A 21,601-nucleotide genomic window follows, 5' to 3' on the forward strand; every position below is an offset into this window, starting at 1 on the left:
GGGGCGGCTACGCCGCCCCGGAATGCTACTCAGGTATTGAGAATTACGCCGCCGTTCAAGTGCATGGTTTGACCGCTCATATACGACGACTCTTCGCTGGCCAAGTAGACGTACGCCGGGCCGATTTCGCTGGGTTGGCCCGGGCGCTTCATCGGCACTTGGTTGCCAAATTCCGCCACTTTATCGTCCTCGAAGCTCGCGGGTATCAGCGGCGTCCAGATGGGACCGGGGGCCACGGCGTTCACACGAATGCCACGCTCCATCAGCGACATCGCCAAAGAGCGCACCAAGCCTTGAATGGCCCCTTTGGTGGCGGTGTAGTCTATCAGCGTGTCGTTGCCTTTGAAGGCATTGATCGACGAGGTGGCAATGATCGTATCGCCCTCGCTCAAGTGGGGCAGCGCCGCTTTGGTCAAGTAGAAGTGGCTGAAGATATTGGTTTGAAAGGTCCGCATCAGTTGGTCGTCGGGGATCTCGGTGATGTCGTCCCAGTCGTACTGCTCGGCGGCGTTATTGATCACGATGTTGATCTTGCCAAACGCTTGTTGGGTACGGTCGACGATCTCTCGGCAGAAGCTAGGCTCGGCCACGTCGCCTTTCAGCACTAGGCAACGGCGGCCTTCCGCCTCCACGAGCCGCTTGGTTTCTTCGGCATCTTTGGTCTCTTTGAGGTGCACGATCACGCTATCCGCCCCTTCACGGGCAAAATGCACGGCCACGGCGCGGCCAATACCGCTATCACCGCCGGTGATGATCGCCACTTTATCGCGCAGTTTGTCGGTGCCGCGATAGCTCTCGCGAATGTACTCCGGCTCCGGACGCATGGCGTACTCGTCGCCGGGCTGCTTGTCCTGATGCTGTGGGGGCTGCTGCTGTTCGCTCATGTGCGGTCACTCCTTTGTGTGCACGAATCGCTTCGAACTGTCGACAGGGCGGCCCGTCTCCTGGGTGGCTGGCTGTCGACGGGGAGCTTTCAACGTAGACCAACGGCGAAGAGAAGGGCAAACGACGCAGCGACAGCAGCGGCGATGTATAGCCAGAATTAATAAAAGCTATTTAAACTGCTCATCTACACGGTTATGGCGGCTATGGTTTTTTTAATTCTATGTTTTAATTGACTTTTTATGTTTTTTTGGGTGCTGGATCAGCCTTGGGAGACCTGCCGTGCTGCATGGCAATCAACGTGTCAGCGGCTATAGTGAGTGAGGCCTGTCCAGAGTCATATGTAGACAGCCACTTTCTCGATCACCAAGCTCGACCACCAAGGAGTAGGAGGGACTATGTCTCCGGATAAAGACGATCAAAAGAAAGACCAGCGCGACGACCATCATGACGATGCGAACCCCATGCCCGATACGCACCACGTCAACCCGGATAGCGATGACGAGTCGGATAAGAAATAAGCCCAATCCCGTTACTGAAAAAGGCGCTTTCAACAGCGTCTTTTTTTATGGGGGCAGCCAGCCAGATGGCTTTAACCATTATTGACTTAACCTTTGTTGCTGGCCGGGTCGCGCTGGGTTAATTCGGCGGTATGGACATGGAAAGGGGCCCCAGGCTCGCTATAGTTCTGGTGAAGTTTCACTGACACGGAGAACGTCACCATGAACGATCAAGGACCCCATCACGATCACGAAACGCTCAAGCAGAAAGGCCAGCAAAGCGCTGATGAGCTGAAAGAGGCCGCCCGCGAACAGGCCGAGAGCGCGTTCGACCGACAGCGCGATAGTGTCGCGCAGCACACTCACACCTTCGGCTCGGTATTGCAGCGCGCTGCTGACGAGTTCGACCGCCAAGAGCAACCCTTCTGTTCCGAGCAAGCCAGGAAGCTGGCCGACCATACCGAGCGGTTTTCCCAGCGGCTACGCGATAAAGACCTCCACGCGCTGTGTCGTTCAGCGGAAGCGTATGGCCGCCGTGAGCCCGCCATGTTCATTGGTGGCGCGATTGCTGCAGGCTTTTTAGTCACGCGTTTTCTGCGCAGCTCCCCCGCCAAGGCATCGTCGTCCGATGTGTCAACCGAATCCAAGGCGCCCGACCAAACGCTTTGAACCCCTGTGTTCATCAGACACCCATACCATTTTTCATGCAGGAAGCGGGAGAGCAAGAATGGAATCGGAAAGCCATAAAAGCAGTTCGATAGGCACGCTGCTATCCACGTTACTCAACGAAGTCTCTGCCCTGGTGCGCGGCGAAGCGGCGCTCGCCAAGGCCGAAATGTCAGAGAAGACTCACCAGGCCATGGCAGGCGTAGGCGCCGTGGCGACGGCCGGTGCGGTGCTCTTCGCTGGCTTGTTGACGCTGTTGGCGGCGCTTGTGATGTTGTTGAACGAGGTACTGCCACCGGACACTCGCCCTTGGCTGGGCGCCGTGGTGGTAGGCGCCGTGGTCACGCTGATGGGCGTGGTGATGCTCAAGGCAGGGCTCAAAAAAGTACGCGCCCAGGGGCTCATGCCAAACCGCACCATGCAGAGCCTGCGCAGCGATAAAACGCTGGCCAAGCAGCATCAGCAGCACGTCAAGGAGGAGGTGAAATGAGCCAGGATGAACGTTCACATCGCCAAACAGAGCGCGATCCGGACCAAATCGAGCAAGAGATTCATCAATCTCGCGAGCGGCTGGATGCCACGCTGCATCAGATCGAAGAGCGCTTCTCGCCAGAACAGTGGCTGCACAGCACGTATGATTACCTGCGCCACGGCGGTGCCAATGAGTTCTTTGACAACCTGGGCACGACCGTTAAGCAGAACCCCGTGCCTACGCTGCTTACCGGCACGGGCCTAGGTTGGCTGATGCTTAGCCAGCGCCAACCGCATCGCTCCCATTCGCGTGGCTCTGCGCACGTCGATGCCACTGACGTACATGCCACGCCGCCGCCTCCTGATGAAGTGATGTCGCCTCAGCGTGCAAGTGCCGGGCAGCACGACCCGCGAAGCGATTCACACGGACCAGGCCACGGCATCAAAGAGCGCGCCCGACATATTGGTCATAGCACGAAAGGGGCCGCGCAGCAGTTCAGCGACAAAGCTCACCAAATGGGAGGACGTATGCACGATTCCATGTCCCACGCCCAGCAGGGCACGCATCAGCGGATCGATCACATGAAAGAGCGCGCTCATCATGTCAGCGACCGCTCTTCGGATTTCATTCAAGAGCACCCACTGGTCGTGGGAGCGTTAGGGTTTGCTCTGGGGGCGGCGCTGGCCAGCCTGAGCGCTACGACACACAAAGAGAACGAAACCCTGGGTGAGTATCGTGATCACGCCATGGACCAAGCGACCAAGATGGGCGAGGCGCAAGTGGACAAAGCGCAGCAGGCAATTCACGACACGGCAGAATCCGTGAAGCAGCACGCCCATGAGCAACGCCACGAGGGGCACCAGAACGAGGATAACCCCACCCAGCATAACGAGCCGGGATTAGCGGGGTCGAGCACGCCGTCAGGCAACACGCAGGGCGCGGGTACGAACACGGCTACCCATCCTGCTAGCAGCCCCACTACACCGGGGGCGAATACCGCCACGCAAACGTCCGAGACGCGTAAGCCACCGCTTCCGTAACGGCTGAGTTGGCTCGTCCCTGGTTCACGGCGCTACTTCTTGTAGCGCCGTTTTACGTCGACGCTGAGGCGTCCTTCGCCCAGGCGCAGCGTGAGGCGCTGGCCGGGCTGGGTGTCGTCGGCGCGACGGACGACTTGGCCTTGGGCATCTTGAGCGATGGCATAGCCGCGCCCGAGTACGGCCAGCGGACTGACGGCGTTGAGTTCTCGGGCGGCGCTATGTAGGCGTGCTTGACGCGTCTCCAGCAGGCGCTGCATCGCATTGGCCAAGCGGCGCTGTAGGCTGCTTACCCGTTCGCTGTCGGCGCGGTGCAGCCTTTTCATATCTTGGCTGGCAAGGCGGCGAGTAAGTTGGGCCGTTTGCGCCTTTTGCTGGGCGAGGGTGTGTTGTATGGCGCGGTGTAACCGCTGCTGCAGCGCGGTGAGGTACTGGCGCTGGCGGGCGAGCTGTTCGCCGGGGTGACGAAGGCGGGCGCGTAGGGTGTCTAGCCGCTGGCTATCTCGCTCTAACCGGGCCTGCATGGCGCGCTGTAAGCGCTGCTCTGCCTGGGTGAGCTGGCGCTTCAAGGCGTGTTGGTCGGGTACGAGACGCTCGGCGGCAGCGGAAGGCGTGGGCGCGCGCCTATCGGCGGCATAATCCGCCAGGGTGACATCCACCTCATGGCCCACCGCCGACATCACCGGCAGCCGGGAGTGAAAAATCGCCCGCGCCAAGTGCTCGTTATTGAACGCCCAGAGATCTTCCAGACTGCCCCCGCCACGGGTGATCAGCACCACATCTAGCTCGGGGTCTAACCGCGCCTGCCGGTTGAGCAGGCCGAGTGCCGAGATCATCGCCGGGGCGGCATCGGCCCCCTGAACCGGTACGGGAATTAGCGTCACGTCCGCCAGCGGCCAGCGGGCGGCCAGCACCGCCAGCACATCGCGAATGGCCGCGCCGGTAGCAGAGCTTAAAATCAAAATCTTGCGCGGTGGCAAGGGCAGGGGGCGCGCATTGGCGAACACGCCTTCGCCTTCCAACTGCGCTTTCAAACGCTCGAAGGCCGCCAGCAGCTCGCCGAGGCCAGCGGCCTGTACCGCCTCGGCAATGAGCTGGTAGTCGCCCCGTGGCTCGAACAGCGAGACGCGTCCGCGTAGCTTCACCTGGTCGCCATCGCGCATGGGCGCGGCCACGAAGCGCGCCCGCTGACGGAACAGCGCGCAGCGAATCTGCGCCCGGTCGTCTTTCAGGGTGAAGTAGATATGCCCCGAGGCCGGACGCGAGACGTTGGAAAGCTCGCCCTCTACCCACACGTCCCCCACGTCGCGCTCCAGGGTTTGCTTGGCGCGCTGGTTGAGTTGGCTCACGGAGAGCGCTTGGGGGGCGGGTGCCGTGCTCGTTGGTTCCATCGTTGGCCTTGGTGGTTCTCTCGTAGATGTCACGATACCTCAAACGCGGCTCATAAGGCTTCCCTTCACCGCATATTCCCGGCTGACGCTGACCGTCATTAGCAATTGGTATAAGCCTAACCGCCTCTCCGCGTTGCTGGAGCGGCCCTCGAAACGTTATAATGGGCGATTAACTTTCCACGCCCCATCTTCCCACTTCTCAATGGGTGTTGCCGCTATGCTACGTATGGCCCAAGAAGCGCTTACGTTCGATGACGTACTTCTCGTTCCTGGCTTCTCCGACGTTCTGCCCAAGGATGTCAGCCTAAAAACCCGCCTGACCCGCAATCTCTTCCTGAACATTCCCCTGCTTTCCGCTGCAATGGACACCGTGACCGAAGCGCGTCTCGCCATTGCCATGGCGCAGGAAGGCGGCATTGGCATCATCCATAAGAACATGACCATGACGCAACAGGCTGCTGAAGTGCGTAAGGTGAAGAAGCACGAAAGCGTCATCGTCAAAGACCCGGTCACCGTGAGCCCCAAAGCCAAGCTGGAAGACCTGCTGGCCATGGCCCGCGAATACGGCTTCTCCGGCTTCCCGGTGGTGGAAGGCGAAACCTTGGTCGGCATCGTCACCGAGCGTGACATGCGCTTCCAGCCGAACCACGGTGACAGCGTGGCCGATATCATGACCCCCCGTGAGCGTCTGGTCACCGTACCGGAAGGCACCGAACTCGAAGTCAGTAAAGCCAAGATGCGCGAACACCGCATCGAGAAAATGCTGATTGTCGATGACGCCTTCCACCTGCGCGGCCTAGTGACTTTCCAAGACATCGAAAAAGCCCGCACTTACCCGATGGCCGCCAAAGACAGCGATGGCCGCCTATTGGTAGGTGCCGCCGTCGGTACCGGTCCGGAAACCCCGGACCGTGTCGCGGCACTGGCCGAAGCAGGCGTTGACGTGATCATCGTCGATACCGCCCACGGCCACTCTCAAGGCGTGATCGATCGTGTTCGCTGGATCAAAGAGCATTTCCCGCAGATTCAAGTGATCGGCGGCAACATCGCCACCGCCGCCGCTGCTAAAGCCCTGGCGGAAGCAGGCGCAGACGCCGTGAAAGTAGGTATCGGCCCCGGCTCCATCTGCACCACCCGCATTGTGGCAGGCGTGGGCGTACCGCAAATCACCGCCGTTTCCAACGTGGCCGAAGCGCTGAAAGAATTCGACATTCCGCTGATTGCCGATGGCGGCGTGCGCTTCTCTGGCGACCTGGCCAAAGCCATTGCCGCTGGCGCCAGTGCGGTGATGGTAGGTGGCCTGCTGGCCGGTACCGAAGAAGCGCCGGGTGAAGTCGAGCTTTACCAAGGCCGTACCTACAAAGCCTACCGCGGCATGGGTTCCATGGGCGCGATGTCCCAGAACCAAGGCAGCGCCGACCGCTACTTCCAAGACAAAGATGCCGGTGCCGAAAAACTGGTACCGGAAGGCATTGAAGGTCGCGTGCCCTATAAAGGCATGATGGGCGCCATCGTCCACCAGCTGATGGGCGGCCTGCGCGCCTCCATGGGGTATACCGGCTGCCGCGATATTCAAGAAATGCGCACCAAGCCGGAATTCGTACAAATCACCGGCGCTGGCTTTAACGAGTCCCACGTTCACGACGTGCAGATCACCAAAGAAGCCCCCAACTACCGGGTGAGCTAACCAGCGCATCAAGTGACACGGCGGCGGGCATTGCCCCGCCGCTTGCTTTTTAGCCAATGCGGCCCGTTCCGCGTTATAGAGGCTCCGCCATGAGTGACATTCACGCCCATAAGATCCTGATTCTCGACTTCGGCTCCCAGTACACCCAGCTGATCGCCCGCCGGGTACGCGAAATCGGCGTATTCTCTGAAATCCGCGCCTTCGACATCACCGAAGAAGAGATTCGCGAATACAACCCCAACGGCATCATCCTGGCCGGTGGCCCGGAATCCGTCACCGAGCTGGATTCCCCCCGCGCCCCGCAGTGCGTATTCGAGATGGGCCTGCCGGTGTTTGGTATCTGCTACGGCATGCAAACCATGGCCGAGCAGCTGGGCGGCAAGGTAGAAGGCTCTAACCAGCGTGAGTTCGGCTACGCCCAGATTCGCCTGGACGCGGAAAGCGCGCTGTTCAAAGACATCAAAGACCACGTCGACGCCGCCACCGGCAACGCGCTGCTAGATGTATGGATGAGCCACGGCGATAAAGTCGCCAAAGCCCCCGACACGTTCACCGTGACCGCCTCTACCCCAAGCTGCCCGATTGCGGCCATGGCCTGGGAAGAGAAGCAGTTCTACGGCGTACAGTTCCACCCGGAAGTGACCCACACCCTGCAAGGCCAGCGGATTCTTGAGCACTTCGTGCTGGATATCTGTAAAGCCGAAAAGCTGTGGACGCCCGCGCAAATCATCGAAGACCAAGTACAGCGCGTACGCGAGCAAGTCGGCGACCGCCACGTACTGCTGGGTCTTTCTGGCGGTGTCGATTCTTCTGTTGTGGCCGCGCTGCTGCACAAAGCGATTGGCGACCAACTGACCTGCGTGTTCGTCGATAACGGCCTGCTGCGTAAAAACGAAGGCGACCAAGTGATGGAAACCTTCGCCAAGCACATGGGCGTGAAGGTGATTCGCGTCGACGCCGAAGCGCTGTTCCTCGATAAGCTGAAAGGCGAAAACGACCCGGAAGCCAAGCGCAAGATCATCGGCAACACCTTTATCGACGTGTTCGATGAAGAAGCCAGCAAAATTGAAGGCGTGGAGTTCCTGGCCCAGGGCACTATCTACCCGGACGTGATCGAATCCGCCGCCTCGAAAACCGGCAAAGCGCACGTGATCAAATCCCACCACAACGTGGGTGGCCTGCCGGAAACCATGAAGCTGAAGCTCGTCGAGCCGCTGCGCGAACTGTTCAAAGACGAAGTGCGCAAACTCGGCCTAGAACTCGGCCTGCCCTACGACATGGTCTACCGCCACCCGTTCCCCGGCCCTGGCCTGGGCGTGCGCATTCTGGGTGAAGTGAAGAAAGAGTACGCCGACATCCTGCGCGATGCCGACGCCATCTACATCGAAGAACTGCGCGCCGCCGGTTGGTATGAAAAAACCAGCCAAGCCTTCGCCGTGTTCCTGCCGGTGAAATCGGTAGGTGTCGTAGGCGACGGCCGCCGCTACGAATGGGTCATCGCGTTACGCGCCGTCGAAACCATCGACTTCATGACCGCCCGCTGGGCGCATCTGCCCTACGAGCTGCTGGAGAAGGTTTCTAACCGGATTATCAACGAGTTGGAAGGGGTGTCGCGGGTGACTTATGATGTCTCCAGCAAGCCGCCTGCTACTATTGAGTGGGAGTGAGGTTGCGTCAATCATGATAATCGCTAGCTAGACTTCGCAAAGCCGCTCCATGATTGAGCGGCTTTGTTGTATGGTGCGCTTATACCTACAGGGATGAGCATGATGAGCGACGAGGAAGTTAAAGCCAATGCAGTAGCCTTTGCCAAGCGACATAAGAAGCGCATTGCCTCTGAACGAACGGATATCGAGCAGTACGTGCCGGAAGAGCGGCCTATCTCCATTTTTATGGCGGGTTCTCCGGGGGCAGGCAAGACCGAGATAGCCAAGGAGTATGTTGCAGCGCTGGATGAATTAGAGTCCCAAGGGTTCGAAGGGCTGGGCAGGATACTGCGTATTGATCCTGATGACCTGAGAGAAGAGCTCCCAGGCTATACGGGTGGCAATTCCCGGTTGTTCCAGGGCGCGGTGTCGATACTCGTGGATAGAATTCACGACGTCATGCTGAAACAGCGGCAGTCCTTCCTTCTGGATGGCACACTCGCAAGCTTTGATATCGCCAGCAAGAATATTGCCCGCTCTTTAAAGCGAGAACGTGACGTCCAAATATTCTACGTCTATCAGCATCCGCTACTGGCTTGGCAGTTCGTCTGCGGTCGCGAGAAGGTCGAAGGCCGAAATATTCCGCTCGAAAGCTTTATTGAACAGTTCCTCGGTGTTCAAGAGGTGGTGAATCGAGTCAAACGAGAGTTCGGCTCAAAGGTCTGTCTCGACCTCATCATCAAAGACACAGACCACACAAATCAGCACTGGGAATCGGATATCGATTCGATTGATCCATTCCTGCCCGAGCGCTACACTCATGAACAGCTGAAAAGCCTACTATCAGGCGAGGATGAGTCATGAAAGATAAAATGTCGAAATCTACCCCGCTAACGCATTTTGCGCGTCATGCGAGCGCTGAGCAGAAACAAGCCGTGCGTAACAAGGTCATCCATAACGCCATCGCTCGTCAAAAGCGTGTTCTCGACCAAGCTAAAGAGCTGAATTGCTAGCTTAGCTGTTGAGCAGTCGCATTTCCTTGGCCCGCCGATGAGCGGGCTTTCTGTTTCTGCCTGTTTTTTAGTGGCTTACGAACAGCAGTTCATGCGCCCTAAAAATCGGGCTAGCGTTAAATATCATAAGGTTACATTTCATCAATGAATCAGGTTTCTCATAACAGCCTTGTCTCTTTTATTTGGAAAATTGCCGATGACTGCCTGCGCGATATTTATGTCCGCGGCAAATACCGTGATGTCATCCTGCCCATGGTGGTGTTGCGCCGCCTGGACACCCTGCTGGAGCCGACCAAGGACGCGGTGCTCGAAGAGGTTCGCTACCAGAAAGAAGACGAAGGCGCGCTAGAGCTGGATGAGGAGCCTTTGAAGGAAGCCTCCGGCTACGTGTTTTACAACACCAGCCATTGGACGCTAAAGAAGCTACACGGCACCGCCACCAATAACCAGCAGATTCTGCTGGCGAATATCGAGGACTACCTTGACGGTTTCTCCGATAACGTCAAGGAGATCATCCGCCGTTTCAAGCTTTTCGATCAGATGCGCCACATGGCCGACAAACAAGTGCTGCTGGAGGTCATCGAGAATTTCGTCTCGCCCTATATCAACCTGACGCCCCACAATACGGAAGACCCCGAAGGCAACACATTACCGGGGCTTTCCAACCTGGGCATGGGCTACGTCTTCGAAGAGCTGATCCGCAAGTTCAACGAAGAGAACAACGAGGAAGCGGGGGAGCACTTCACGCCGCGCGAGGTGATCCACCTCATGACGCACCTGATGTTCGACCCGATCAAGGATCGGCTTCCCCCGCTCATGACGATTTATGATCCGGCCTGTGGCTCGGGCGGCATGCTGACCGAGGCGCAGAACTACATTAAGAACCCGGAAGGCCTGATCAAGGCCAGCGGCGACGTCTATCTCTACGGCAAAGAGATCAACGACGAGACCTACGCGATCTGTAAATCGGACATGATGATCAAGGGTAACAACCCCGAGAACATCCGCGTTGGCTCCACGCTCTCCAGCGATGAGTTTTCCGCCGAACGCTTTGATTTCATGCTCTCCAACCCGCCCTATGGCAAGAGCTGGAGCAGCGAGGTCAAGTACATCAAGGACGGCAAGGATGTCATCGATCCGCGCTTTCAGGTCGAGTTGGCTGATTATTGGGGTAACAAAGAGACGGTAGACGCTACTCCGCGCTCGTCGGATGGTCAGCTGCTGTTCCTGATGGAGATGGTCAGCAAGATGAAGCCTGCGGGCACCAGCCCGCTTGGTTCGCGCATCGCCTCCGTTCACAACGGCTCCAGCCTGTTTACCGGCGACGCGGGCAGCGGCGAATCCAACATCCGCCGCTACATCATCGAAAACGACATGCTGGATACCATCATCCAGCTGCCGAACAACCTGTTTTACAACACCGGTATCACCACCTATATCTGGCTGTTGACCAACGCCAAGCCGGAAGCCCGAAAAGGGCGCGTCCAGTTGATCGACGCCAACCTGCTCTACCGCAAGTTGCGCAAGAACCTGGGCGACAAGAACTGCGAATTTGCGCCCGAGCATATAGAAACGATCACTAACGCCTACCTCGACTTTGCCCCCATCGAGCGGGAAATCGACGCCAACAACGACCCGCAGGGCATCGCCGTGCAGGTGTTCGATAACGACGACTTCGGTTACTACAAGGTCACCATCGAGCGCCCCGACCGCCGCCGCGCGGGTTTCAGCGTCGAGCGCATCGCGCCGCTACGCTTCGATAAAGCATTGCGCGAGCCGATGGAGTGGCTGTGGGAAACCCACGGCGACAAGGTTTACGAACCAGGCTTTTTGAAAGGCGAAGCCAAAGCCATTGCCGCCTGGTGCGAAGAGCAGGGCATGACCCTGAACGCCAAGCAGCGCGGCAAACTGACCGATACCCGCCACTGGCTCAAACTGCGCGACTTGCATGATGCCGCCACCGCCTTGATGAAGCAGATCGGCACGCAAGAGACCGATGACTTCAACGCCTTCCGCGAGGCCGTCAGCAAGACGCTCAAGGCACAGAAGATCAAGCTAACCGCCGGTGAGAAAACCGCGCTGCTGAACACCGTGAGCTGGTACGACGAGCGCGCATATAAAGTGATCGACAAGCGCTACTCGCTCTCGAAAGAGGGCTTGAGAGGCCTGGCAAAGCGCTACGGCTGCACCGAGGAAGCACTTTCGGACTTCGGCTACTACCGTCAGGACGATGGCAGCTACCTGACATTCGAGCCCGCCACTGACCTTCGCGACGCGGAAAGCGTGCCGCTGAAGGACGACATTCATCGCCACTTCCTGGCTGAGGTGAGGCCGCATGTGGAAGAGGCCTGGATCAATCTCGACTCCGTGAAGATCGGCTACGAGATCAGCTTCAACAAGTATTTCTACCGCCACAAGCCGCTGCGCAGTCTCGAAGAAGTAACGCGGGATATTCTGGCGCTTGAAGAGAAGGCCGATGGGCTGATTGCGGATATTCTCGGCGTCGAGATCGCGACCAAGCTGGAATTAGCAGAATGAACATAGCGGCTTACTCCAAATACGACAGCTTCAAATACTCGGGCTTCGACTGGGTCGGCTATATCCCGGTCCACTGGAATGTTGAGAAGCTGGGCTCCATGCTGAGTGCGGTATCGGAGAAAAACCAGCCCGAGTTGCCTCTCCTCTCAATCACCCGAGAACAGGGGGTCATCAAACGCAACATCGAAGATCAGGACAGCAACCACAATTTTATTCCGGATGACCTGGGCGGCTACAAGGTGTTGCGCAAGGGGCAGTTCGGCATGAACAAGATGAAGGCGTGGCAGGGCTCCTACGGTGTGTCCGCGCATACTGGAATTGTCAGCCCTGCTTATTTCATTTTTGACTTTACTCGCGAAGTCGATCCGCATTTCTTTAACATTGCGATTCGTAGCAAACTCTACGTCTCTTACTTCGGCTCAGCCTCAGATGGCGTTCGCGTCGGACAGTGGGATCTAAACCAACCCCGTATGCGGCAAATTCCGTTAATATTGCCGCCACTCCCCGAGCAACGCTCCATCGCCGCATTTCTGGATAACAAATGCGCCAAAATCGACGAGGCAATACGAATCAAGGAAGCGCAAATCACGCTCTTGCGCGAGCGTCGGCAGATCCTGATTCAGCAGGCCGTTACCTGTGGCCTGAATCCTGATGTGCCCATGAAAGATAGCGGCATCGACTGGATTGGTGAGATTCCTGCACATTGGAATAAACGCAAACTTTCACATCTTGGCATAGTGGGAAATGGTTCGACGCCGAGCCGAAGTAATATGGCTTTTTGGAATGCTGGAAATATTCCTTGGCTTAATAGTTCCAAGGTAAATGATTTTATTATCGAGGGCGCCGAGCAATTCGTTACTGCTAAAGCAAAAAGAGAGTGTCATCTACCTTCAGTGAAGTCAGGCGATTTGGTCATGGGTATCACTGGTCAAGGTAAAACGCGCGGTATGGTTGCTATATGCAAAATCGACGCGACTATAAATCAACATTTAGCGTATATCAGAGTTAAATCACCTGACGTCCTAAATTACTATCTATTCCACTTTTTTAGTGCAAGCTATGACTGGTTGAGAAGCCAATCTGAATCCAGCGGCAGCACTAAGGGCGCAATAACCTGTGACGATATTAAAAACTACGTTGTTATTGTGCCGTCAGTATTGGAGCAGAAAGCTATCGTCACTCATGTTGAAAACGAAACGAGGAAAATCGTCAAAGCCATTTCAATTAAGCAAGACCAGATCGGCACACTCAAAGAATATAAAACCACCCTAATCAACGCGGCGGTGACGGGAAAAATCAAGGTCAGCTAAGGGGCAGTCATGAGTTATGCGGTAAGCGACACCACGGAGAAAGCGCTGGAACAGGCCATCGAACGCAGCCTGACCGGCACCACCAGTGAAGCACAGGCGCAGGGCATTACCGAGCCTGCGACTTACGGCGTGAGTGGTGCTTACCGCCTTGGCCATGGCAGCGACTTCGATGCCACGTTGGCGCTGGACACTGCCCGGTTCTGGGCCTTTCTGGAAGCCACGCAAAGCAAGGCCTTGGAAAAGCTCAAGACCCGCCACCCCGCCGATTGGCAGGCGCGCATTCTTGGCCAGTACGACAAACTGATCAAACGAAAGGGCGTACTGCACCTGTTGAAAAAAGGCCTGCCGGTCGAGGATGCGCACTTTACCCTCATGTACCCCGCGCCGCTGGCCAGTTCCGCCCAGGCGGTGCACGACCACTTTTCCGCCAACGTGTGGAGCGTGACGCGTCAGGTGCACCACTCGCTGGCGAATCCCAACGAATCCATCGATATGGTGCTGTTCGTCAACGGCCTGCCTATCGTCACCCTGGAGTTGAAAAACGCCTGGACGCAACAGACGGCGCGTTACCACGGCCAGAAGCAGTACCGCGACAGGGATGCCTCCCAGCCGTTACTGCAGTTCGGGCGGGTGCTGGTCCATATGACTGCCGATACCGATGAAGCCTGGATGGCGACCAAGCTTGCCGGGGACGCCACCTGGTTTCTGCCATTCAACAAAGGGCATAACGAAGGCGCGGGCAACCCGCCCAACCCGAACGGCCACCGCACCGCTTATCTGTGGGAAGAGGTGTTCAAGCCCGACAGCCTCGCCGGTATCATCCAGCATTTCGCGCTGCTGGAAGGTAAAAGCACCGACCCGCTGGCGAAGAAAAACCTGATCTTTCCGCGTTACCACCAGCTCAACGTGGTACGCAAGCTGCTGGCCCATACCGCGGCGCATGGGGTGGGCCAGAGTTACCTGATTCAGCACTCCGCCGGATCGGGAAAATCCAATTCGATTACCTGGGCCGCCTACCAACTGATCGAAAGCTACCCCGAGCAGGCCGACCTGCCCGGCGCGAAGGCGCTGGATGCGCCGCTGTTCGATAGTGTGATCGTCGTGACCGACCGCCGCCTGCTGGACAAGCAGCTGCGCGAGAACATCAAGGGCTTCTCCGAGGTGAAGAACATCGTCGCCCCGGCGATGCGCTCTTCGGATCTCCGAGCGGCGCTGGAGAACGGTAAGAAGATCATCATCACCACGATTCAGAAGTTTCCCTTCATTATCGATGGCATCGCGGACCTCTCTGATAAGCGTTTTGCCGTGATCATCGACGAAGCTCACAGCGGCCAAACCAGCCACTCTCAAGGCAACATGAACAAGGCCATGGGGGGAAGTGCGGAGACGGACGACGAGGACAACCAGGACAGAATTCTCACATCCATACGGGCGCGCAAGCAGCGGGGCAACGCTTCTTACTTTGCATTCACGGCGACCCCCAAGAACAGCACGCTGGAGATGTTCGGGGTGGCGCAGCCTGAGGGCGGCTACAAGCCTTTTCATCTTTACAGCATGAAACAGGCGATCGAAGAGGGCTTCATCCTCGATGTGCTGGCCAACTACACCACCTACAAGGGCTATTACGAGATTCAGAAGTCCATCGAAGACAACCCGCTGTTCGATACTATCAAGGCGCAGAAAAAGCTGCGCGCCTTTGTCGAACATCGCCAGCAAACCATCGACATCAAGGCCGAGGTCATGGTGGATGACTTTGTCGATAACGTGGTCAACAAGAAGAAGCTGCGCGGTAAGGCGCGGGGAATGATCATCACTCAGAATATCGAGATGGCCATTCGCTACTATCGCGCGGTACAGAAAGAGCTGGAGAAGCGCGGCAATCCGTTCAAGGCGTTGATTGCCTTTTCGGGTGATAAGCAGGTCGACGGCATCAAGTACACGGAAGCCGAGATGAACGGTTTCCCCGAGGAGAAGACGCGCTTCTATTTCGATGGCTACGACGATAAAGGTAAGCCGATGCTGCTGAACGGCCAGAGCGTCGAGAACACCTTTCGGCTACTGGTGGTGGCTAATAAGTATCTGACCGGCTTTGATCAACCCAAGCTTTGCGCCATGTATGTGGATAAAAAGCTGCAGTCGGTGCTGGCCGTTCAGGCGCTATCGCGTTTGAATCGCTCGGCGCCCAAACTGGGCAAGCGGACCGAAGACCTGTTCGTGCTCGATTTTTTCAACGAGGTCGACGACATCAAAAAGGCGTTCGATCCCTTCTTCACCGTGACGACGCTGTCGCAGGCGACAGATGTTAACGTTCTGCATGACTTGAAAGATGCACTCGATGAGACCGGTGTTTACGAGTGGGAGGAAGTTGACGATTTCTGCCAGCGTTTCTTCAACCAGGAGGATGCCCAGAAGCTGAGCCCACTCATCGATACAGCTGCCGAGCGATTCAACGCGGAGCTGGGGCTCGAGGATAAAGACAAGATCGACTTCAAGATCAAGGCCAAGCAGTTCGTCAAGATCTACGGTCAAATGGCATCGATCATGCCGTTCGAAGTCGTGGCGTGGGAAAAGCTTTTCTGGTTTTTGAAGTTCCTCATTCCGAAGCTGAAGATTCAGGACCCGAACCAGGATGAACTCGATGAGCTGCTTGAGTCTGTCGATCTTTCCTCCTACGGATTGGGCAGAACGAAGCTCAACCATGCCATTACACTGGATGCCGAGGAGGCCACGCTCGATCCGCAAAACCCCAATCCGCGTGGGTACCGTGAAGAAGAGAGCCAGAAGGACCCGCTCGAGGAGATCATCAAGACCTTTAACGAGCGCTGGTTTCAAGGCTGGAGCGCTACGCCAGAAGAGCAGCGCGTCAAGTTCCTGAATATTCTGGACAGCGTGAGAGCACATCCAGATTTCGAGCAGAAATTCAGCGATAACCCAGACCCCTACTCGCGTGAAATCGCCTTCGATAAAATCATGAAAGAAGTAATGTTGAAACGGCGCAAGGAGGAGATGGAGTTATACAAACTCCACGCCCAGGACCCGACGTTCAAAGCGGCGTTTTATCAAAGCCTTAAAAATGCTTTGATGAAAACAAATATAAGTGGTTTTTCCTATTAGAGGCTACTGTTGATGATAGTAGGGGTGCGGTTTTTAATCGCACCGTTTTAATGTAAGTCACGTATTTTGGTGTGAGAGGTTAAGGGTGATTTACGTAGATCTTTTAAGTGTTTCTTCTTGCTCTGCTGTTAACTGAAAGTTCAGCTATATCTAGCTCAAATTCTTTATCGATATCCAGTTTTTTTAAGATGGCGGGCAAAACTTGGTGAATCGTTCTCATACCGACCAAAAGTTCATTCATATATATGTCAGGATGTAACTGAGTTGTATTGATACCAAGGCTCTCTGCTTCTGCTGAGTGATCCAGTTCGTCCGGTGAACCGTAAACTATGTCCATCAGTTCGGCTTTGAGTGGTACACGACCTTGAAAGGCAGTTTCTTTTACAATAAGAATCCACTTTTCATAATCGCTAATCACCTCATGCCGAAATTTAGTGAAATTTGGTGCTAGTGCTTGATCGGCTTCAATCTTGGTGGCAGCCAAAGAGAGCAAGCAAGGCTCTATGTTCTCGGCAGGTGATGAATAAAGATCGAGCCTTTCGTCATTAACGATATGATCAATGTAAGCGATATAAAAGCCATAGACACTGTTTAAAGATAAATATATGTCATAAATGAGTGAAGCCAGTGGGTTGTCTCTAAAGCTAAAGTCGCCGTCTTCGTTTATAAGGCTTTCGTTTAGCTCCTTTGGGAATTCCTTGGGAATGGTAACGCCCATCTCAGTCAACGTATTTAGCGTATTACCTAATAGCAGATCAAGATCGTCTTCCAGGGGTAGTGTGTAATACCCGGTTTCAGCATCCTCTTGGGCAAGCTCGGCCAGGTTTTGAGTTAGAGTTTTCCACTTCGCGCAGTTTTCCACAGACCCACATAGGAGAACATCGGACGGATCCAGGTCGCCGATTTTTGTCAGTTCTCGAAATTTGTTCTGCATTACCAGCGATATGTGTTCGCCATTTTTCCATTTCGTAATTTGGGTTGGCGAAACTCCCAGAAGCCCAGACAGCTTTTTCTGGTTACATTGCAGAATATGCAAGGCGAGTTCAACGAATGCTTTACTGCTCATGGCGACCTCCCATTTGATAAGAGATGCAAGTCTAGACTGTAATTTACTTAATTAAAATATTTTTTTACTAAATTTTCGGTTGATTCACTCATCAGCTGGAGGGACTGCAGGTGATGAGTTTGCGCAGGGTATCAATGCCCGCAAGTACCAATCGTTGGCTAAGGTGAGCAAAGCCACCGCCACCCGGGATTTGCAGAGTTGGTGGAGAAAGGCTGCCTTTCCAAGCTGCCCGGCGGTGGGCGCAGCACACGTTACTCCGTGGAGGTGGGTTAGGGTTGCCTGTTGAGAACGATAGGTTCCAAGGCGTTAGTCAGAAACCCTATCGCAGTTGTCTTGGTACAGCGGCGCATCGGTGCCCAGCGCTAGGCGCTCGGTGGCGCTGTTGTAGTAGAAGTGGCCATGCTCAACGTTGGCAAGGTGATAATCCCCGCAAACCCCATAGCCCTTATTGACGCGCTTTAAATGCGAAATGTCAGCTTGCGTCTGGCTACCGAGGTGTTCCGATATGCTTGCGGCGATGTGCGCATCACGCTGTGCCTCGGAGTGGGCTTGGCCACCGAATAACAGGCCCGCCACGATGAAAATGGCGACAACGGGAATCCATAGGTTATGCATAGCGTGCCCAGTGAGTTGGTGTGGTGTGCATGATGCCAGTAGGGAAAGTAGTTATCAGGATAATAACGGGTTGCTGGTTTCGCTGCACTGATGGGTGTGGGCTGCGTGCGTTGCTGTTGAATGCCTCTCGCAGATTGAATAAGCTGCCTGCCGCTAAAAAGCCCTATTCAACCCTCCGCATCATCCCGAATCGCGATAAAAATGGCGTTTACGTGCCGCCCACGGCTCCGGGGTAACTTTATGGATGAACGCAAATGACTGTCGAGCAGTTGGTGGAGTCTTATGGCAGCGTCGGCCTATTCGTGGGGTCGAGCCTGGAGGGCGAAGCCAGCGCAATGCTGGGCGGCATCATGGTTCACCAGCACTTGATTAGATTTTGGCCCGCGATCATCGCTCTGGCGCTGGGTTCTTTCCTGGCGGATCAAGTATTCTTCCTGCTCGGGCACTGGTGGCGCAACAGCGCTATCGTTCGTTCGGTTCAGGGTAGCACAGCGGGTGCGCGTGTACTGACCACGTTCAATGCTCGCCCGGACGTTTTCGCGTTCTCCTTGCGCTTTCTTTATGGGTTACGCATGGCCGGTGCGGTGACGATCGGTACGACCGATTACCCTTGGCTGCGATTTATCCTGCTCAATGCTATGTCGGCGCTGATCTGGGCGCTGGCCTGGGTCACGCTCGGTTATCTGTTTGGTCAGGCCCTTGCGCCACTGTTCGAGCGGCTGAGTGGCTATTCCCATTTTATATGGGCGGGTGTTGTCGTTGCCTTTTGCATCGCGGCAGTGGCCGTGATGGCTTCCAGGCGGAGACGCGCTAAGCGCATGACGACGCGCGATTGAGCTCAATGCCTCCGCCAGAAAGCGGCACTAACCTAGCGTTTTCGCCTCTCTTTTTCGGTAACTGCCATGAAAATCGACCTCTACCAAGTAGATGCTTTCGCCTCAAAACCCTTTGAAGGCAACCCAGCCGCCGTGTGCCCGCTGGAGGCGTGGTTGGATGATGCGCTGCTGCAGGCCATTGCAGCGGAGAATAACCTGTCCGAAACCGCATTTTTCGTACCCACGGAAGCGGGCTATCACCTGCGCTGGTTTACGCCTTCGGTGGAGGTGGATCTGTGCGGCCACGCCACCTTAGCGGCGGCCTGGGTGGTGTTCCATGCCTTGGGCGTGGTGGCCGAGGCGGTGGCCTTTGAAACCAGAAGCGGTGTACTGACCGTTCGCCGTGAAGGCGATATGCTGGTGATGGAATTCCCCGCAAAAACGCTCGCCCCGCTAGACATGCACGCGGAAGTCGCCGCTGCCCTAGGCGGTATCGAAATCGAGGAACTGCTGATCTCGGATGACATTGTGGTGGTAGTCGAGGAGGCGAGTGTGATTGAACGCCTTGCACCAGATATGCAGCGGCTTAAGCAATTACCGGGGCGGGGTGTGGCTGTTACTGCGAAAGGTGATGATGTGGATGTTGTATCTCGCTGGTTTGGCCCCAAGGTCGGCGTGGAAGAAGACCCGGTCACCGGCTCGGCGCATACGTCGCTCGCACCTTACTGGGCAGCGCGTTTGGGTAAGCAAGCGCTGACTGCCCGCCAGGGAGGGGCGCGCCAAGGCGCGCTGAGCTGCGTGGTAGAAGGTGAGCGCGTGATGATTAAAGGCCGCGTTGCGCCTTATCTAACGGGGCAAATCACGCTGCCTGATAGCTAATGAGCATAGTCTATGGCGATGAGGCTTCGTGGGAGTATCAGGATTGAAAACAAACATGTAAATGAGCATACCGTTCTCTTTCTTTATGGATCCGGTGGTTTGTGGCCTAAAGGTACACAAAGTTTATATTTTTCAAAGTAGGGTGTGGTAAATCCTTTAGTTGAATGCTATTTTGTGTCCTATGAGTACACAAAATAAATCAATATTAAAGAATTTATTAGAAGCCATACCACCTGGGTTCATGGCAGATACCGCTTGGCTTGAACGACATGGCGTTAGCCGCTTTCTGGCACGTAAGTACGTCGAGAACGGCTGGCTAGAGAGGGTTAACCGAGGCGTATTTCGGCGTCCTGCGCCTAGCACAGCCATCGATTGGAAAACCTGCCTGCTCTCCATTCAGCACATCATGCGTTATGACATTCATATCGGTGGCACCACGGCACTCTCCTTGCAGGGGTATGATCATTATTTACGTTTGGGCAGCCATGCGCCTGTTTGGGTATACGGTGATACGATCCCTAGCTGGCTCAGTAAGCTACCACTTACCGCCCCCATCAAAATCCGCAACACGTCACTGTTTTCTGATTCATCGCTAGGGCTAGCTAATCAAAGACACAATGATGAAGACGCACTGCCATGGGAGTGGGTGCTTAATGTGTCGATGCCCGAAAGAGCGGTGATGGAAGCTATGGATGAGCTGCCCGACCACGAGAGCTTTCATCACCTCGATATGCTCTTTGAGAGCTTGACGACGTTACGCCCAAAAGTGCTGTCCGTGCTGCTACACAGTTGTAAGAAGATTAAGGTAAAGCGGCTATTCTTTGTCTTTGCGGATCGCCATGACCACCCTTGGCGCAAGCGTCTTGATGTCACCGCGTTCAACCTTGGCAGTGGCGATAGGGCACTCGTCAAAGGCGGTAAGATTCATCCACGCTATCGTATTATGGTGCCTGCAGAATTTACGGGGTAGGAGGCTAGCGATGGCACGTGAGGTTTATGAGGCGCAGGTTGCGCTACTTGTACGTATCCTTCCGTATGTTGCTAAGGAAGAGGTCTTCGCGCTCAAGGGCGGCACAGCGATAAACCTGTTTTAACGTGATTTTCCCCGGTTATCGGTGGATATCGATCTGACCTACCTACCGATGAAAGATCGAAGTGACAGCCTTACTGATATCAACGAAGCAATGGACCGCATTGCGGTGTCTATTGAAGGCGGCATCGTTGGTGCCAAAACGCAACGTATAAAAGGCGGCGGTGGTGGAGCCACGCGTTTGCTGGCGCGTCTTGGTGGTGCGGAGATTAAGATTGAAACGTCACCCGTTGCACGTGGTATCGTTCATGAGCCTCAAATGCGCTCAGTGTCCGATACTGTTGAGGATGATTTCGGCTACGCAGAAATGAGGATCGTTTCATTCGAGGACTTGTTTGGCGGAAAACTGCATGCCGCCTTAGATCGTCAACATCCGCGTGATCTTTATGATGTGAAGCTACTTTACGATAACGAGGGCCTAACGGATGCTTTGTTTCGCACCTTGTTGGTTTATATAGCGAGTTCTTCGCGCCCTTCACATGAGCTACTGAATCCAAACCTCATCGATCTTGATCAGCCTTATACACAAGAATTTGAGGGTATGACCAGAACTCCTGTTAGCCTCGAAGAACTGTTGAGCATACGTAAGCGATTGATTGCGGATATTCAGTCACGCTTTGATGAAAATACCAAACGCTTCTTACTGAGCCTGCATGACGGTCTACCGGATTTTGATGCCATCGGCCGCCCAGAAGCGGCCAATCTGCCTGCGGTACGCTGGAAACTCATCAACCTAAAAAAACTGAAAAACGATAACGCCTCGAAACATGCTGAGCAACGCCATGAGCTGGAGCACTTGCTGGGATAAGAGGTGCAAATCGGGATGCGAAAGAGACCGCTCGCCCCAGCCACCGTGTGCTTTACTATCTGCAATGCTGAT

General features: G+C 55.6%; 17 protein-coding genes and 1 pseudogene. 14 read left to right on the top strand and 4 right to left on the bottom strand.

The features are described 5' to 3' along the window. Window positions 1–29: 29 nt before the first annotated feature. Window positions 30–884, bottom strand: coding sequence for an SDR family oxidoreductase (locus tag FHJ80_RS00770; RefSeq protein WP_139525169.1), 855 nt, complete (start codon window positions 882–884; stop codon window positions 30–32). 396 nt (window positions 885–1,280) lie between these two features. Here FHJ80_RS00770 and FHJ80_RS17395 point away from each other — a divergent pair, with 396 nt between their 5' ends. The 4 genes from FHJ80_RS17395 to FHJ80_RS00785 all read left to right on the top strand — a co-directional run bounded on the left by FHJ80_RS17395 (window position 1,281) and on the right by FHJ80_RS00785 (window position 3,560). Continuing rightward, window positions 1,281–1,403: a hypothetical protein gene (locus FHJ80_RS17395; protein ID WP_255303816.1), complete on the top strand. Its 123-nt coding sequence runs from the start codon at window positions 1,281–1,283 to the stop codon at window positions 1,401–1,403. A gap of 201 nt (window positions 1,404–1,604) precedes the next feature. Then, window positions 1,605–2,051 (top strand): hypothetical protein, encoded by a 447-nt coding sequence (locus FHJ80_RS00775; protein WP_139525170.1) that lies wholly within the window; start codon window positions 1,605–1,607, stop codon window positions 2,049–2,051. A 58-nt stretch (window positions 2,052–2,109) separates the two neighbouring features. Next, a complete protein-coding gene (locus tag FHJ80_RS00780) occupies window positions 2,110–2,538 on the top strand; it encodes a phage holin family protein (RefSeq protein WP_139525171.1) in 429 nt (142 codons plus the stop codon). Continuing rightward, window positions 2,535–3,560: a DUF3618 domain-containing protein gene (locus tag FHJ80_RS00785; protein ID WP_139525172.1), complete on the top strand. Its 1,026-nt coding sequence runs from the start codon at window positions 2,535–2,537 to the stop codon at window positions 3,558–3,560. The genes FHJ80_RS00780 and FHJ80_RS00785 overlap by 4 nt, the downstream gene beginning before the upstream one ends. Before the next feature lie 32 nt (window positions 3,561–3,592). Here FHJ80_RS00785 and xseA read toward each other — a convergent pair whose 3' ends face one another. Next, window positions 3,593–4,948 carry an exodeoxyribonuclease VII large subunit gene (gene xseA / locus FHJ80_RS00790; protein WP_139525173.1) on the bottom strand — a complete coding sequence of 452 codons (1,356 nt, stop codon included), beginning with the start codon at window positions 4,946–4,948 and terminating at the stop codon, window positions 3,593–3,595. Window positions 4,949–5,165: 217 nt separating this feature from the next. Between xseA and guaB the strand changes: the two genes are divergently transcribed. The 6 genes from guaB (at window position 5,166) to FHJ80_RS00820 (ending at window position 16,256) form a co-directional block, all read left to right on the top strand. Further along, the gene (gene guaB, locus FHJ80_RS00795) at window positions 5,166–6,635 is read left to right on the top strand and encodes an IMP dehydrogenase (protein WP_139525174.1); all 1,470 of its coding nucleotides are present in this window, start codon (window positions 5,166–5,168) and stop codon (window positions 6,633–6,635) included. 89 nt (window positions 6,636–6,724) lie between these two features. After that, on the top strand, window positions 6,725–8,302 hold the full coding sequence (guaA, locus tag FHJ80_RS00800; RefSeq protein WP_139525175.1) for a glutamine-hydrolyzing GMP synthase: 1,578 nt from the start codon (window positions 6,725–6,727) through the stop codon (window positions 8,300–8,302). A 99-nt stretch (window positions 8,303–8,401) separates the two neighbouring features. Then, a complete protein-coding gene (locus FHJ80_RS00805; protein WP_139525176.1) occupies window positions 8,402–9,145 on the top strand; it encodes a zeta toxin family protein in 744 nt (247 codons plus the stop codon). A gap of 293 nt (window positions 9,146–9,438) precedes the next feature. Then, window positions 9,439–11,832 carry a class I SAM-dependent DNA methyltransferase gene (locus FHJ80_RS00810; protein ID WP_139525177.1) on the top strand — a complete coding sequence of 798 codons (2,394 nt, stop codon included), beginning with the start codon at window positions 9,439–9,441 and terminating at the stop codon, window positions 11,830–11,832. Beyond that, window positions 11,829–13,142 carry a restriction endonuclease subunit S gene (locus FHJ80_RS00815; RefSeq protein ID WP_139525178.1) on the top strand — a complete coding sequence of 438 codons (1,314 nt, stop codon included), beginning with the start codon at window positions 11,829–11,831 and terminating at the stop codon, window positions 13,140–13,142. Before FHJ80_RS00810 ends, FHJ80_RS00815 begins: the two co-directional genes overlap by 4 nt. A gap of 9 nt (window positions 13,143–13,151) precedes the next feature. Beyond that, a complete protein-coding gene (locus tag FHJ80_RS00820; RefSeq protein WP_139525179.1) occupies window positions 13,152–16,256 on the top strand; it encodes a type I restriction endonuclease subunit R in 3,105 nt (1,034 codons plus the stop codon). Between the two features lie 103 nt (window positions 16,257–16,359). Here FHJ80_RS00820 and FHJ80_RS00825 read toward each other — a convergent pair whose 3' ends face one another. Beyond that, on the bottom strand, window positions 16,360–17,322 hold the full coding sequence (locus FHJ80_RS00825; RefSeq protein WP_139525180.1) for an XRE family transcriptional regulator: 963 nt from the start codon (window positions 17,320–17,322) through the stop codon (window positions 16,360–16,362). Window positions 17,323–17,628: 306 nt separating this feature from the next. Further along, the gene (locus FHJ80_RS00835) at window positions 17,629–17,937 is read right to left on the bottom strand and encodes a hypothetical protein (RefSeq protein WP_139525181.1); all 309 of its coding nucleotides are present in this window, start codon (window positions 17,935–17,937) and stop codon (window positions 17,629–17,631) included. 254 nt (window positions 17,938–18,191) lie between these two features. On the opposite strand from FHJ80_RS00835, the gene FHJ80_RS00840 reads away from it, so the two are divergent. The 4 genes and pseudogenes from FHJ80_RS00840 to FHJ80_RS00855 form a co-directional block, all read left to right on the top strand. Continuing rightward, window positions 18,192–18,773, top strand: coding sequence for a DedA family protein (locus tag FHJ80_RS00840; RefSeq protein WP_139525182.1), 582 nt, complete (start codon window positions 18,192–18,194; stop codon window positions 18,771–18,773). Window positions 18,774–18,839: 66 nt separating this feature from the next. Beyond that, window positions 18,840–19,631 carry a PhzF family phenazine biosynthesis protein gene (locus FHJ80_RS00845; RefSeq protein WP_139525183.1) on the top strand — a complete coding sequence of 264 codons (792 nt, stop codon included), beginning with the start codon at window positions 18,840–18,842 and terminating at the stop codon, window positions 19,629–19,631. Between the two features lie 160 nt (window positions 19,632–19,791). Continuing rightward, a complete protein-coding gene (locus FHJ80_RS00850; RefSeq protein ID WP_255303819.1) occupies window positions 19,792–20,601 on the top strand; it encodes a type IV toxin-antitoxin system AbiEi family antitoxin in 810 nt (269 codons plus the stop codon). A gap of 142 nt (window positions 20,602–20,743) precedes the next feature. Further along, window positions 20,744–21,529 (top strand): annotated as a pseudogene (locus FHJ80_RS00855) (nucleotidyl transferase AbiEii/AbiGii toxin family protein); the annotation flags it as partial. Window positions 21,530–21,601 lie beyond the last annotated feature (72 nt).

The sequence above is a fragment of the Halomonas sp. BL6 genome (assembly GCF_006228115.1).
Classification (GTDB): Bacteria; Pseudomonadota; Gammaproteobacteria; order Pseudomonadales; family Halomonadaceae; genus Vreelandella; species Vreelandella piezotolerans.

Bases quoted from the DNA above. Each gene is read 5' to 3' on its own strand.
- FHJ80_RS00820 (WP_139525179.1), top strand. From the start codon at position 13,152: ATGAGTTATGCGGTAAGCGACACCACGGAGAAAGCGCTGGAACAGGCC.
- FHJ80_RS00785 (WP_139525172.1), top strand. From the start codon at position 2,535: ATGAGCCAGGATGAACGTTCACATCGCCAAACAGAGCGCGATCCGGAC.
- FHJ80_RS00775 (WP_139525170.1), top strand. From the start codon at position 1,605: ATGAACGATCAAGGACCCCATCACGATCACGAAACGCTCAAGCAGAAA.
- xseA (WP_139525173.1), bottom strand. From the start codon at position 4,948: ATGGAACCAACGAGCACGGCACCCGCCCCCCAAGCGCTCTCCGTGAGC.
- guaB (WP_139525174.1), top strand. From the start codon at position 5,166: ATGCTACGTATGGCCCAAGAAGCGCTTACGTTCGATGACGTACTTCTC.
- FHJ80_RS17395 (WP_255303816.1), top strand. From the start codon at position 1,281: ATGTCTCCGGATAAAGACGATCAAAAGAAAGACCAGCGCGACGACCAT.
- FHJ80_RS00845 (WP_139525183.1), top strand. From the start codon at position 18,840: ATGAAAATCGACCTCTACCAAGTAGATGCTTTCGCCTCAAAACCCTTT.
- guaA (WP_139525175.1), top strand. From the start codon at position 6,725: ATGAGTGACATTCACGCCCATAAGATCCTGATTCTCGACTTCGGCTCC.
- FHJ80_RS00805 (WP_139525176.1), top strand. From the start codon at position 8,402: ATGATGAGCGACGAGGAAGTTAAAGCCAATGCAGTAGCCTTTGCCAAG.
- FHJ80_RS00810 (WP_139525177.1), top strand. From the start codon at position 9,439: ATGAATCAGGTTTCTCATAACAGCCTTGTCTCTTTTATTTGGAAAATT.
- FHJ80_RS00825 (WP_139525180.1), bottom strand. From the start codon at position 17,322: ATGAGCAGTAAAGCATTCGTTGAACTCGCCTTGCATATTCTGCAATGT.
- FHJ80_RS00840 (WP_139525182.1), top strand. From the start codon at position 18,192: ATGACTGTCGAGCAGTTGGTGGAGTCTTATGGCAGCGTCGGCCTATTC.
- FHJ80_RS00770 (WP_139525169.1), bottom strand. From the start codon at position 884: ATGAGCGAACAGCAGCAGCCCCCACAGCATCAGGACAAGCAGCCCGGC.
- FHJ80_RS00835 (WP_139525181.1), bottom strand. From the start codon at position 17,937: ATGCATAACCTATGGATTCCCGTTGTCGCCATTTTCATCGTGGCGGGC.
- FHJ80_RS00815 (WP_139525178.1), top strand. From the start codon at position 11,829: ATGAACATAGCGGCTTACTCCAAATACGACAGCTTCAAATACTCGGGC.
- FHJ80_RS00780 (WP_139525171.1), top strand. From the start codon at position 2,110: ATGGAATCGGAAAGCCATAAAAGCAGTTCGATAGGCACGCTGCTATCC.